This is a genomic window from Macromonas nakdongensis (assembly GCF_002837145.1).
In the GTDB taxonomy this organism is placed as follows: domain Bacteria; phylum Pseudomonadota; class Gammaproteobacteria; order Burkholderiales; family Burkholderiaceae_C; genus Macromonas_B; species Macromonas_B nakdongensis.
Window position 1 is genome coordinate 1 of sequence record NZ_NWMV01000052.1, and the last position, 12,616, is coordinate 12,616.

Consider the following 12,616-nt stretch of genomic DNA (forward strand, 5'->3'; position numbering starts at 1 on the left):
GCGTCCTTGGTGGCCTGGCGCTGGGCATCGTCGAAATAGGCGGGCACGGTGATCACCGCACCGTACAGGTCGTCGTTGAAGGTGTCTTCTGCGCGGTAACGCAGGGTGGCCAGGATTTCTGCGCTCACCTCCACCGGCGATTTGTCTCCGGCCACGGTACGCACCGCGGCCATGCCGGGGCCGTCCACCACGGCATAGGGCAGCCGCGCGGCGCCGGGCAGGTCGGCCAGTTTTCGGCCCATCAGGCGCTTGACCGAACAGACGGTGTTGCCCGGGTCCTGCACCTGGGCGGCCAGGGCGTCGAAGCCGATCTGGCGGCCAGACCCCGCGCCTTCGGGCAAATAGCGCACCACGCTGGGCAGGATCACCCGGCCCTGTTCGTCGGGCAGGCATTCGGGCACGCCGTGGCGCACCGCGGCCACCAGCGAATGGGTGGTGCCCAGGTCGATGCCGACGGCGATGCGGCGTTGGTGGGGGTCGGGCGACTGCCCGGGTTCGGAAATTTGCAGCAATGCCATGGGGAAAACTCAGAATCGGTCCAGGCGCTGGCGCACCTCGTCGGCAAAGCGCTCAACGAACATCAGCGCACGGACCTGTTGCACGGCCTGGGCCGCGTCTCGGCGGTGGTCGATGCTGGCTTCCAACCCGTCCAGCAAACCCTGGCGCGCCTGCCGGGTATCGGCCAGCAAGGCCTCCAGGGTGGCTTCGTCGGCCGCTTCGTCCAAGGCCTCGCGCCATTCCATCTGCTGCATCAGGAAAGCGGCGGGCATGGCGGTGTTGCTCTCGGCGTTCACCGGCGTGCCTTGTCGTTCGCACCAGTAGGCGGCGCGTTTGAGCGGGTCCTTGAGGCGCTGGTAGGCCTCGTTGATGCGCACCGACCATTGCATGGCCAGGCGCTGGGCGGCCGCGGTGTCGGTGGCGAAGCGGTCCGGGTGCACCTGGCGTTGCAGCTGTTTCCAGCGCTCGTCCAGCACCGCGCGGTCCTGCGCAAAGCCGACCGGCACGCCCAGGAGGGTGAAGTCGTCGGCCAGCAGGCTCAGGGTGTCGCCGGCCAGGGGCAGGCTGGACTCAGACACGGAAGGACTCGCCGCAGCCGCACTTGTCGCGTTCGTTGGGGTTGTGGAACTTGAAGCCTTCGTTCAAGCCCTCGCGCACGAAGTCGAGCTGGGTACCGTCCAGGTAAGCCAGGCTCTTGGGGTCGATCAACACCTTGATGCCCTGGTCTTCGAACACGATGTCCTCCGGCGCCACCTCGTCGGCGTACTCCAATTTGTAGGCCAGGCCCGAGCAGCCGGTGGTCTTGACGCCCAGGCGCACACCCACCCCTTTGCCGCGACGGGCCAGGTATTTGGTGACATGCCGCGCGGCGGCTGCGGTGACGGTGACGGACATTCGACCCCCTGCCCTTTCAGTGCGCGTGCTTTTTCTTGTAGTCGTCGACCGCGGCCTTGATCGCGTCTTCGGCCAGGATGGAGCAGTGGATCTTGACCGGCGGCAGCGCCAGTTCTTCGGCAATCTCGCTGTTCTTGATCTGGGCGGCCTCGTCCAGCGTCTTGCCCTTGACCCATTCGGTCACGAGCGAACTGGAGGCGATGGCGGAGCCGCAGCCGTAGGTCTTGAAGCGCGCGTCTTCGATCAAGCCCGTGGCCGGATTGACCTTGATCTGCAGCTTCATCACGTCGCCGCAGGCGGGCGCGCCCACCATGCCGGTGCCGACGCTGTCGTCGCCCTTTTCAAAGCTGCCGACGTTGCGGGGATTTTCGTAGTGGTCAATGACCTTGTCACTGTATGCCATGATGGTGCTCCTGTCAGTGGGCGGCCCACTGGATGGTGGACAGATCGATACCGTCCTTGTACATCTCCCACAGCGGGGAGAGTTCGCGCAGTTTGGCGACGTTGTCCTTGATGGATTCGATCGCGTAATCGATTTCCTGTTCCGTGGTCCAGCGGCCGATCGTCATGCGCAGGCTGCTGTGGGCCAGCTCGTCGCTGCGGCCCAGGGCGCGCAGCACGTAGCTGGGCTCCAGACTGGCCGAGGTGCAGGCCGAGCCGGACGACACCGCCAAGCCCTTGATGCCCATGATCAACGACTCGCCCTCGACGTAGTTGAAGCTCATGTTCAGGTTGTGCGGGACGCGCTGGCTGGCGTGGCCGTTGATGAACGATTCCTCGATTTGCGACAGGCCGACCAGCAGGCGGTCGTGCAGCGCCTGGATGCGCGGCAGCTCGGTCGCCATTTCGGCCTGGGCCAAGGCGTAGGCCGCCCCCATGCCCACGATCTGGTGCGTGGGCAGCGTGCCCGAGCGCATGCCGCGTTCGTGGCCACCGCCGTGCATCTGCGCTTCGATGCGGATGCGCGGCTTGCGGCGCACGAACAGGGCGCCAATGCCTTTCGGGCCGTAGGTCTTGTGGCTGGTCAGGCTCATCAGGTCGATGGGCAGCTGGGCCATGTCGATGGCCACGCGGCCGGTGGCCTGCGCCGCATCCACGTGGAAGATAACGCCTTTTTCGCGGCAGAGGGCGCCGAGGGCGGCCACGTCCTGCACCACGCCGATTTCGTTGTTCACGAACATCACGCTGGCCAGGATGGTGTCGGGGCGGATGGCGGCCTTGAAGGCGGCCAAATCGACCAGGCCGTCGGGCTGCACGTCGAGGTAGGTGACCTCAAAACCCTCGCGCTCCAGGTGGCGGCAGGTGTCCAGCACCGCCTTGTGTTCGGTCTTGACGGTGATGATGTGCTTGCCCTTGCCCTGGTAGAAGTGCGCAGCGCCCTTCAAGGCCAGGTTGTTGGACTCGGTGGCGCCGCTGGTCCAGACGATTTCACGCGGGTCGGCGCCGATGAGCGAGGCCACCTGTTCGCGGGCCTTTTCCACGGCCTGTTCTGCCTCCCAGCCCCAGGCGTGGCTGCGCGACGCCGGATTGCCGAAATGCTCGTACAGCCACGGCACCATCTGGTCCACCACGCGCGGATCGCACGGGTTGGTGGCGCTGTAGTCCATGTAGATCGGGAAATGCGGGGTAGAGCTCATGGTCTTGCGTATTTCAAGTCGAACAAACAGGCTTCACTTGGAAGCCACAGCCCCCAGGGCAAACACCGAATTGGGGGCGTTCACGCGGATGGGCTTGACCACCGGGGCCGAGGAAATGGCGCGTTTGATGGTGGGCAGGTTTTCCACCACCACCCCTTTGGCCAACTGGTCGTCCACCAGTTTCTGCAGGGTGATGGAGTCCAGAAAATCCACCATTTTCGCATTCAACTGGGCCCACAATTCGTGGGTCATGCAGCGCGAGCCCTCGCCCAGGCAGTTTTCCTTGCCGCCGCATTGGGTGGCATCGATGGGCTCGTCCACCGAGACGATGATGTCGGCCACGGTGATGTCGGCCGCCTTGCGGCCCAGGGTGTAGCCGCCGCCCGGCCCGCGGGTGGATTCCACCAGATCGTGGCGCCGCAGCTTACCGAACAGCTGCTCCAGGTAAGACAGGGAAATGTGCTGGCGCTGGCTGATGGCGGCCAGCGTGACCGGACCGCTGGCCTGGCGCAGCGCCAGATCGATCATGGCGGTGACGGCGAACCGTCCTTTGGTCGTGAGGCGCATGACAAGCTCCTAACTGGAATGGCATTGTGTGTTTGCCGGCCCGCAAAGCGGGGCAGCGCTGTTTCCACCCACCCGGCGCAAGCCTTTGTGTCGTTGGGTCAGGCCTTGGATTCCTGACTGTTTTTCTCGAGTATACCAAAAGGTTGACCGATTTGCTCGGTCATCGCCGCCCCGGTGCGGGGGTCAGCGCTGGGTCAGCGACCAGGCCGGGGGCTTGCCCTGTATGGGAAAGGCAAATTCCACGCCGGTTCCCGGCCAGGTGGCGTAAAACCGCACCTCGGCCCCGATTTTTTCGGCGCGCACCGCAATGTTGCCCAAGCCCCGTCCCTCGCTGCGCTGGTCGTTGGGCGGCAGGCCAATGCCATCGTCTTCCACCGCCAGGTAGACCGCGGTCGCGTCCGCCCAGGTGCGCACTGTGACTCGGCGGGCGTGGGCGTGTTTGACCACATTGGCAAAAATCTCCTGCACGCAACGAAACAGGTGCATCACCCCGCGGGCGTCCAGACCGCTCAGGGCCGGCACCTCCTGCACTTGCCACTGCAGCGTGATGCCCGCCGCCTGCAAGGCCGGCGCGACGCGGGAACGCAAGGTACCCAAGATGGTCGGCAGGTCGCCTTCCATCGGCTCCAGCGAGTCGAGCGTCATGCGCAGCTCTTCCAGGGCGTGGTGCACCATGTGCTCGATGGAGCGTTGGTCCAGACCGTCGCGGTTGCTGCGCACCATGTTCAGGGTTTGCACCAACTGGCTGCCCAGGCCATCGTGCATGTCGCGCATCAGGCGGCGGCGCTCGCCTTCGACGGCGCGCTGCTGCTCGGACTGCCGCAACTGCTCGAAGGCCGAGCGCAACTCCGCCTCGCGCCGGGCCACGGTCTCGGCCAGCGACCCGTTGAGCCGGTGGACCTCGCGTGCCGACGCCGTGGCGCGCTGCAGCAGCACCCAGCCCAGGGTGAACATGAGCGCCAGCCCGCCCGCCGACATCCAGCGGAGGTCGGCATCGCCGGGGAAGTTCAACTGCACCACCAGAAAATCGCGCACGCCGGTCAACAGGGTGAACAAGGCCACCAGCAGCACCAGCAACTGGTCCGGCTTGAACTGCCGGCGCCACAAGGAATACACCACCATCAGCCCCAGGCAAGCGGTAGACACGATGGCCAGGATGCCCGCCCAGATGCGGTAGAAATCGTACTCCTGGGTGTACAGGACCAGCAGGATCCAGCTCGGCCCGACCACCAGCAGGAACAGCGCCAGGGCCCGCACCAGGCGCAGGCGCAGGCCGAGCAGGTCCTCCATGATCAGACAGAAAAACCCGACGTAGAGGGTGAACGACACCCGGTGCAGCAGGAAATACCACTCGTAACTCAGCGCCGGCTCCAGCACCACCGAGAGCCACAGGCGCACCATGTGGGCCACGGCCGCCGCGGCCATGAGGACGAACAGGCGCTCGCGCAGCGACACCCAGAGGAACAGCGACATCAGGGCCATCAGCAGGGCGGTGATGGTCATCATCCAGGTGCCGGTGACCTGCCACAGCTCCAGCACCGCGTGGCGCTCGAACAGGCGGTCGTGGCTGCCCAGCTGCAAGGGCCACAGGCCGCTGCGCTCCAGCACCCGGGCCTGCACCTGGATGTGCAGCTCGTTGTCCTGGGGGCGCAGCGTCAGCAGGGCTCCCGGCAATGCCACCAGGTGCGGGAACCAGGCCGTGTTGACCGTGCGCTCGGGCGCCGCGTACCAGCCGACGTTGTGGATCTCGCTGCCGTTGAGCAGCACCCGGAAGCGGGTGCCCACGCGGGGCAGCAAGAGGCCGAGGCGGGCCGTCTCGCGGTCGGTGTAGCTCAAGTCCGCGGGCCAGGTCAGGCGGTAATCGACCCGATCGTGCCAGCGGGGCGCCTCGTCGTCCAGGATGTGCGGCAAAGTCACCTGCTTGACCCCGACCTGCGGGGCCTGGGGCACCTCGGCCATGGCCTGGGCGATGTTGTGCACCCCCGCCACCGCCGCCGGCCGCGACACCCAGTGCAAAGCCCCCAGCAGCCCCAGCAGCAACACCCCCACCCAGACGTAGTGAGGCAGTGGCCAGCGCGCCTGCAGCCAGACCGGCATCAGATGAGCCCCCGCTCCTGCGCCACCTTGACCACGGCCACGCGGGTGTGCACCGCCAGCTTCTTGTACAGGTTCTTGATGTGGGTGCTGACCGTGGCCGGCCCAATGCCCAGGCGCTGGGCGATTTCCTTGTTCACATAGCCCTGGGCCACCAGCTTGAGCACGTCGGTTTCGCGGTCCGACAGTTCGGGCCAGCCGTTGCCGGCGGCCCCGCCACCGAGGGCTGCGCCCTGCCCGCCGGCCCGAAACTGCTTGAGCAGCATGCGCGCGAGCAAGGGCGAAATGGGCGCCCCGCCCTCGCGGATCTGCTCCACGGCGTCGATCAGTTCCTGACCGCTGCAACCCTTGAGCACGTAACCGGTGGCCCCCATCTGCAAGGCGGCGATCAGACGCGACTCGTCGCCGAAAACAGTGAAGACCAGCAACTCCGCGTCCGGCTTGCTGACCGACAGGGCGCGCAGCATGTCTTCGCCGCGGCCGTCGGGCAGCCCCAGATCGACCAGAAACACATCGGCCAGACTGAGGGGGGCCATGACCTGGGCATGGGCAAAAGTTTCGGAATGGCCCACCAGCTTCCATTGCGGGCGCTGGCGCAGCGTTTCCTCCACGAAATGCAGGATGGTGCGATCGTCCTCGATCAGATAAATGCGCGTGATGTCCGCCATGCGGTCGATTTTCGGCGATCTGGATCGGTTCCGGCTTCCCCGAAACGGGGGAGGCGCAGGCTTCACTTTCAGGCGTGGTCGGCGCCGTGGGCACCCAGGACGCGGTCCTTCAGGCGCGCCAACTGGTCGCGCACGCGGGCGGCCTGCTCGAACTCCAGGTTCTTGGCGTGTTCCAGCATCTGCTTTTCCAGGCGCTTGATGGCCTTGGCCAGGTCTTTCTCGCTCATGTCCTCGATCTCGGCCAGGTGCTGCTGGGCCTGCTCCAGCTTCTTGGCCTCTTCGCCGGCCTTTTCGCTGTAGACGCCGTCGATCAGGTCCTTGATGCGCTTGACCACGCCCTTGGGCGTGATGCCATTCGCTTCATTGAAGGCCATCTGTTTGGCGCGGCGGCGCTCGGTTTCGCCGATGGCGCGTTTCATCGAGTCGGTGACGCGATCGGCGTACAGAATGGCCATGCCGTTGAGGTTGCGCGCCGCGCGGCCGATGGTCTGGATCAGCGAACGCTCGGAGCGCAAAAAGCCCTCTTTGTCGGCGTCCAGAATCGCCACCAGGCTCACCTCCGGAATGTCCAGCCCCTCGCGCAGCAGGTTGATGCCCACCAGCACGTCGAAGGCGCCCAGGCGCAGGTCGCGGATGATCTCGACCCGCTCCACCGTGTCGATGTCGCTGTGCAGGTAGCGCACCTTGACGCCGTTTTCGGTCAGGTAGTCGGTCAGCTGCTCGGCCATGCGCTTGGTCAGAGTGGTGATGAGCACCCGCTCGCCCTGCTCCACCCGCAGGCGGATTTCGCTCAGCACGTCGTCCACCTGGTGCGTGGCCGGGCGCACCTGCACCACCGGGTCCACCAGGCCGGTGGGACGCACAACCTGTTCCACCACCTGGCCGGCGTGCTGCTTTTCGTAGTCCGCCGGCGTGGCCGACACGAAGATGCACTGGCGCATCTTGGTCTCGAACTCCTCGAACTTCAGCGGCCGGTTGTCCAGCGCGCTGGGCAGGCGAAAACCGTATTCCACCAACGTGGTTTTGCGGGCGCGGTCGCCGTTGTACATGCCGCCCAGCTGGCCGATCATCACGTGGCTCTCGTCCAGGAACATCAGCGCGTCCTTGGGCAGGTAGTCGGTCAGCGTGCTGGGCGCCTCGCCGGCGGCGCTGCCGGCCAGGTGGCGGCTGTAGTTCTCGATGCCCTTACAGTGGCCCACCTCGGTCAGCATTTCCAAATCAAATCGGGTGCGCTGCTCCAGCCGCTGCGCCTCCACCAGCTTGCCCATGCCCACCAGTTCTTTCAGGCGCTGGGCCAGTTCTTCCTTGATGGCTTCCACCGCGCTCAGCACCTGCTCGCGCGGCGTCACGTAGTGGCTGCTGGGGTAGACGGTGAAGCGCGGGATCTTCTGCTTGATGCGCCCGGTCAGCGGGTCGAACAGCTGCAGCGTGTCCACCTCGTCGTCGAACAGCTCGATGCGGATGGCCAGCTCCGAGTGTTCGGCGGGGAACACATCGATGGTGTCGCCACGCACGCGGAACTTGCCGCGCGAAAAATCCTGCTCGTTGCGCTGGTACTGCATGCGCACCAGCTGGGCGATGAGGTCGCGCTGGCCCACTTTGTCGCCGCTGCGCAGCGTCAGGATCATCTGGTGGTAGCTCTCGGGCTTGCCGATGCCGTAGATGGCCGAGACGGTGGCCACGATCACCACATCGCGTCGCTCCAGCAGGCTTTTGGTGCAACTCAGGCGCATCTGCTCGATGTGCTCGTTGATGGCGCTGTCCTTCTCGATGAACAGGTCGCGCTGCGGCACGTAGGCCTCGGGCTGGTAGTAATCGTAGTAGCTGACGAAGTATTCGACCGCGTTCTTAGGGAAAAACTCGCGGAATTCGCTGTAGAGCTGCGCCGCCAGCGTCTTGTTGGGCGCGAACACGATGGCCGGCCGTCCCAGCCGGGCGATGACGTTGGCCATGGTGAAGGTTTTGCCCGAGCCGGTCACGCCCAGCAGGGTCTGGAACACCTCGCCATCCTGCACCCCTTCCACCAGCTGGGCGATGGCCGTGGGCTGGTCGCCCCCGGGCGGAAAAGGCTGAAACAGCTCGAACGGCGAGCCAGGGAAGGAGACGAACTGGCCTTGGGGATCTGCAGACATGCCGCATTGTTTCACAGCCCAAAGCACGGTAAATTGCCAGCCAAACGGTCCGCCGTGCGTCGGCGGCCCTGGCCACCAAGGAAATACCGTGTCCATTCGAGTCGTGAAACTGGGCAGCCCGCGCACCGCGGACGAGGGAACGCGCATCGGTACCGTGCGCCGGCCCCCACGCGGGGTACCCAAAACCGAATTTGTCTCGGGCAATTGGTACGACGTCTGGTACCCAAACCTGGCCCCAAGCGCGGACACCATGAAAATGGGACAGACCGCCGAAACCCCCACCCAATGGCAGGCATTTGAAAAGGCCTACCGCCAAGAAATGAAAGCGCCCGATGCGGCCCGAACGATAGACCTGCTGGCGGCGCTGTCGCAACACGCGAATTTTTCCATTGGGTGCTATTGCGACAACGAGGCGCATTGCCACAGGGGCATTCTGAAACGCCTGTTGGTGGATGCGGGGGCGTGTATGGCCGAAGGGTGAACGGCTGGCCACACCAATGGGCACTGGGCAAATTTCTGTGCAGCAAGACGGGTACCGGCACCTGGGCTCTGGGTTGGGTGTTCACCTGCTTGGGGCACCGCCTGAGGTTCGGTGTATGAACCACCGCCACGCGGCATCCCAAGCGGTAAAATAAAAAGTTTGCGCCACCCTCATTTGGCGGTGGCCCCACCCGAATTTCATCTACCCACAGGTAACGCACCATGTCTTTGTTTTCCGCAGTCGAAATGGCCCCCCGCGACCCCATCCTGGGTCTGAACGAGCAGTTCGCTGCCGACACCAACCCGAACAAGGTCAACCTGGGCGTGGGCGTGTACTTCGACGACAACGGCAAGCTGCCCCTGCTGCAGTGCGTGCAGGCCGCTGAAAAAGCCATGATGGACAAGCCCGCCGCCCGTGGCTACCTGCCCATCGACGGCATTGCCGCTTACGACGCCGCCGTCAAGGGCCTGGTGTTCGGGGCCGAGTCCGACGTGGTCAAGAGCGGTCGCGTGGCCACGGTCCAGGCCATCGGCGGCACCGGCGGCCTGAAGATCGGCGCCGACTTCCTGAAGAAGATCAGTCCCAACGCCACCGTGCTGATTTCCGACCCGAGCTGGGAAAACCACCGCGCGCTGTTCACCAACGCCGGCTTCACGGTGGACACCTATCCCTACTTCGACCAGAGTGCCAACGGCGGCCTGGGCGGCATCAACTTCGACGGCATGCTGGACAAGCTGAACGCCGCCGCCGAAGGCACCATCGTGCTGCTGCACGCCTGCTGCCACAACCCGACCGGCTACGACATCACCGCCGCCCAGTGGGACCAGGTGATTGCCGTGGTCAAGGCCAAGGGCCTGACCGCCTTCCTGGACATGGCCTACCAAGGTTTTGGCTACGGCATCGCCGAAGATGGCGCCGTGATCGCCAAATTCGTGGCCGCGGGCCTGAACATTTTCGTGTCCACCAGCTTCTCGAAGAGCTTCAGCTTGTACGGCGAGCGCGTGGGCGCCCTGAGCGTGGTCGGCAGCAGCAAGGAAGAAACCGACCGCGTGCTGAGCCAGCTGAAAATCGCGATCCGCACCAACTACTCCAACCCGCCGACCCACGGCGGCGCCATCGTGGCCGCCGTGCTGGGCAACCCCGAACTGCGCGCCCTGTGGGAAAAGGAGCTGGGCGAGATGCGCGTGCGCATCAAGGCCATGCGCCAGAAGCTGGTCGATGGCCTGAAGGCCGCCGGCGTGACCAAGGACATGTCCTTCATCACCACGCAGATCGGCATGTTCAGCTATTCGGGCCTGAGCAAGGACCAGATGGTGCGCCTGCGCAACGAGTTTGGTGTGTACGGCACCGACACCGGCCGCATGTGCGTGGCCGCGCTGAACAGCAAGAACATCGACCACGTTTGCAAGGCCATCGCTGCAGTGATGTGAAGTGTCGTCTAGGCGTCAGGACAGCCCAAGGCTTTCCTGATACCATTTGCTGCACTGCAACATAAGTATGGAGAAATAGATGCTGTACCAACTGTACGAAACCCAGCGTTCCTTGATGGAGCCTTTCTCTGACTTTGCGCAGTTGACGGCCAAGCTCTACACCAACCCGCTGTCGCCCGTGGCCCAGGCCCCGTTTGCTCAGCGGATTGCCGCCGCCTACGACCTGATGCACCGCCTGGGCAAGGACTACGAAAAGCCCGAATTCGGCATCCGCACGGTGGACATCGGCGACAGCCACGTGGCCATCCACGAGCGCATCGAGATCGAAAAACCCTTCTGCGAGCTGCGCCGCTTCAAGCGTTACAGCGACGATCCGGACACCCTGATCGCCCTGAAGAAGCAGCCGGTGGTCCTGATCGTGGCGCCGCTGTCGGGCCACTATTCCACGCTGTTGCGCGACACCGTGCGCACCATGCTCAAGGACCACAAGGTCTACATCACCGACTGGAAAAACGCCCGCCTGGTGCCCCTGTCCGAAGGTGAATTCCACCTGGACGATTACGTCAACTACGTGCAGGACTTCATCCGCTACCTGCAAGGCCAGTACGGCAACTGCCACGTGATGAGCGTGTGCCAGCCGACGGTACCGGTGCTGGCGGCGGTGTCGCTGATGGCCAGCCGCGGCGAGAAAACCCCGCTGTCCATGACCATGATGGGTGGCCCGATCGACGCACGCAAATCGCCCACGGCGGTCAACGCCCTGGCGGTGCAACGCAGCTTCGAATGGTTCGAGAACAACGTGATCTACCGCGTGCCCACGAACTTCCCGGGCGCCGGCCGCCGCGTCTACCCGGGTTTCCTGCAGCACACCGGCTTCATCGCGATGAACCCGGACCGCCACGCCAGCAGCCACTACGACTACTTTCAGGACCTGGTCAAAGGCGACAACGAAAGCGTCGAAGCCCACCGCAAGTTCTACGACGAGTACAACGCCGTCCTGGACATGGACGCCGACTACTACCTGGAAACCATCAACACGGTGTTCCAGGAGTTCAAGCTGGTGCACGGCACCTGGGAAGTGCGCAACCCGCAGGGCCGCAAGGAACTGGTGCGCCCGCAGGACATCCGCACCACCGGCCTGCTCACTGTAGAAGGCGAACTGGACGACATTTCGGGCAGCGGCCAGACCCGGGCCGCCCACGACCTGTGCAGCGGCATCGAAGACAGCGAACAGCGCCATTTTGAGGTGGAAGGTGCCGGCCACTACGGCATTTTCAGCGGCCGCCGCTGGCGCGAAATGGTGTACCCGGTGGTCAAGGCCTTCATCCTGGAGCACCAGACGGCTCCCGCTGCCCCGGTGATCGAGGCCCCTGCCGCGTCCGTGGCCGCCGCCGATGCGGCCCCTGAGGTCGCTGCCAACCCGGTTCCCGTGGTTGTGGCCGAGGCGCCAACCGTGGCCCCTGTGGCGGAACCGACCGCTCCGGCCGCGCGCAAGCGCAGCGCCCCGAAGCGTGCCGGCTGATGCGTCAGTTCCGGCCAGCCCCGATGTGAACGGGCTGGCCGAACGCATCGATGCGGCTTTGCCGCAAACCCAGTGCACCCGCTGCGGCTACCCCGATTGCCGCAGCTACGCCGTGGCCGTGGCCCGGAATGAAGCCGGCATCAACCAATGCCCACCGGGTGGGGCCGAAGGCGTGCAGCGGCTGGCCGCGCTGACCGGACGCCCGCCCTTGGCCCTGGACCCGGCCTGCGGCACCGAAGGCCCCATGACGGTGGCCGTGATCGACGAGAACTGGTGCATCGGCTGCACCCTGTGCATCAAGGCCTGCCCCACCGACGCCATCGTCGGCACCCACAAGCGCATGCACACCGTGCTGCCGCAACACTGCACCGGCTGTGACCTGTGCCTGCCGGTGTGCCCGGTGGACTGCATCCAAATGCAGCCGGTCAGCGGTGGACGCACCGGCTGGGCCGCCTGGTCGGCCGAGCAGGCCGACCACGCCCGATCACGCTACAACTGGCACCAGAGGCGTGTGGCGCGGGCCGGTGCGGAGCACCAAACCCGCCAGGACGCGCAGGCCGCCCACAAACTGGCCCACCTGGCCGAACACTCGAAACACACCGACCCGCAGGTGCTGGACCAGAAGCGGGCACTGATCGAAGCGGCGCTGGCCCGTGCCCGCGCTGCCCGGGGCGGGAGCACCGGCGTCTGAGC

General features: G+C 65.3%; 13 protein-coding genes. 4 read left to right on the forward strand and 9 right to left on the reverse strand.

The window, feature by feature from the left end; all coding sequences use genetic code 11:
- The 9 genes from CON77_RS07970 to uvrB form a co-directional block, all read right to left on the reverse strand.
- A partial coding sequence (locus CON77_RS07970) for an Hsp70 family protein (RefSeq protein ID WP_157826877.1) occupies window positions 1–518 on the reverse strand: 518 nt, incomplete at its 3' end.
- A gap of 9 nt (window positions 519–527) precedes the next feature.
- A complete protein-coding gene (gene hscB, locus CON77_RS07975; RefSeq protein ID WP_101048690.1) occupies window positions 528–1,040 on the reverse strand; it encodes a Fe-S protein assembly co-chaperone HscB in 513 nt (170 codons plus the stop codon).
- Window positions 1,041–1,068: 28 nt separating this feature from the next.
- Window positions 1,069–1,392 (reverse strand): iron-sulfur cluster assembly protein IscA, encoded by a 324-nt coding sequence (gene iscA, locus CON77_RS07980; protein WP_101048637.1) that lies wholly within the window; start codon window positions 1,390–1,392, stop codon window positions 1,069–1,071.
- A gap of 16 nt (window positions 1,393–1,408) precedes the next feature.
- Complete coding sequence (iscU, locus tag CON77_RS07985) at window positions 1,409–1,795, reverse strand: Fe-S cluster assembly scaffold IscU (protein ID WP_101048638.1); 387 nt, start codon at window positions 1,793–1,795, stop codon at window positions 1,409–1,411.
- A 13-nt stretch (window positions 1,796–1,808) separates the two neighbouring features.
- On the reverse strand, window positions 1,809–3,029 hold the full coding sequence (locus CON77_RS07990) for an IscS subfamily cysteine desulfurase (RefSeq protein ID WP_101048639.1): 1,221 nt from the start codon (window positions 3,027–3,029) through the stop codon (window positions 1,809–1,811).
- A 33-nt stretch (window positions 3,030–3,062) separates the two neighbouring features.
- A complete protein-coding gene (gene iscR, locus CON77_RS07995; RefSeq protein WP_101048640.1) occupies window positions 3,063–3,596 on the reverse strand; it encodes a Fe-S cluster assembly transcriptional regulator IscR in 534 nt (177 codons plus the stop codon).
- A 183-nt stretch (window positions 3,597–3,779) separates the two neighbouring features.
- Window positions 3,780–5,693 carry a sensor histidine kinase gene (locus CON77_RS08000; protein ID WP_101048641.1) on the reverse strand — a complete coding sequence of 638 codons (1,914 nt, stop codon included), beginning with the start codon at window positions 5,691–5,693 and terminating at the stop codon, window positions 3,780–3,782.
- Complete coding sequence (locus CON77_RS08005; RefSeq protein WP_101048642.1) at window positions 5,693–6,358, reverse strand: LuxR C-terminal-related transcriptional regulator; 666 nt, start codon at window positions 6,356–6,358, stop codon at window positions 5,693–5,695. The genes CON77_RS08000 and CON77_RS08005 overlap by 1 nt, the downstream gene beginning before the upstream one ends.
- 68 nt (window positions 6,359–6,426) lie before the next feature.
- Window positions 6,427–8,490: an excinuclease ABC subunit UvrB gene (gene uvrB / locus CON77_RS08010; protein ID WP_101048643.1), complete on the reverse strand. Its 2,064-nt coding sequence runs from the start codon at window positions 8,488–8,490 to the stop codon at window positions 6,427–6,429.
- Between the two features lie 88 nt (window positions 8,491–8,578).
- Between uvrB and CON77_RS08015 the strand changes: the two genes are divergently transcribed.
- The 4 genes from CON77_RS08015 to rsxB all read left to right on the forward strand — a co-directional run bounded on the left by CON77_RS08015 (window position 8,579) and on the right by rsxB (window position 12,614).
- On the forward strand, window positions 8,579–8,971 hold the full coding sequence (locus tag CON77_RS08015; RefSeq protein ID WP_101048644.1) for a DUF488 domain-containing protein: 393 nt from the start codon (window positions 8,579–8,581) through the stop codon (window positions 8,969–8,971).
- A 221-nt stretch (window positions 8,972–9,192) separates the two neighbouring features.
- Entirely contained in the window at window positions 9,193–10,401 is a 1,209-nt protein-coding gene (locus CON77_RS08020; RefSeq protein ID WP_101048645.1) for an amino acid aminotransferase, read from the forward strand.
- A gap of 79 nt (window positions 10,402–10,480) precedes the next feature.
- A complete protein-coding gene (locus CON77_RS08025) occupies window positions 10,481–11,923 on the forward strand; it encodes a polyhydroxyalkanoate depolymerase (RefSeq protein WP_232788452.1) in 1,443 nt (480 codons plus the stop codon).
- A gap of 25 nt (window positions 11,924–11,948) precedes the next feature.
- Entirely contained in the window at window positions 11,949–12,614 is a 666-nt protein-coding gene (gene rsxB / locus CON77_RS08030) for an electron transport complex subunit RsxB (protein WP_232788453.1), read from the forward strand.
- The last annotated feature ends 2 nt before the right edge of the window (window positions 12,615–12,616 follow it).

Bases quoted from the DNA above. Each gene is read 5' to 3' on its own strand.
- CON77_RS08000 (WP_101048641.1), bottom strand. From the start codon at position 5,693: ATGCCGGTCTGGCTGCAGGCGCGCTGGCCACTGCCTCACTACGTCTGG.
- CON77_RS08005 (WP_101048642.1), bottom strand. From the start codon at position 6,358: ATGGCGGACATCACGCGCATTTATCTGATCGAGGACGATCGCACCATC.
- iscU (WP_101048638.1), bottom strand. From the start codon at position 1,795: ATGGCATACAGTGACAAGGTCATTGACCACTACGAAAATCCCCGCAAC.
- iscR (WP_101048640.1), bottom strand. From the start codon at position 3,596: ATGCGCCTCACGACCAAAGGACGGTTCGCCGTCACCGCCATGATCGAT.
- uvrB (WP_101048643.1), bottom strand. From the start codon at position 8,490: ATGTCTGCAGATCCCCAAGGCCAGTTCGTCTCCTTCCCTGGCTCGCCG.
- CON77_RS08020 (WP_101048645.1), top strand. From the start codon at position 9,193: ATGTCTTTGTTTTCCGCAGTCGAAATGGCCCCCCGCGACCCCATCCTG.
- CON77_RS07990 (WP_101048639.1), bottom strand. From the start codon at position 3,029: ATGAGCTCTACCCCGCATTTCCCGATCTACATGGACTACAGCGCCACC.
- iscA (WP_101048637.1), bottom strand. From the start codon at position 1,392: ATGTCCGTCACCGTCACCGCAGCCGCCGCGCGGCATGTCACCAAATAC.
- CON77_RS08025 (WP_232788452.1), top strand. From the start codon at position 10,481: ATGCTGTACCAACTGTACGAAACCCAGCGTTCCTTGATGGAGCCTTTC.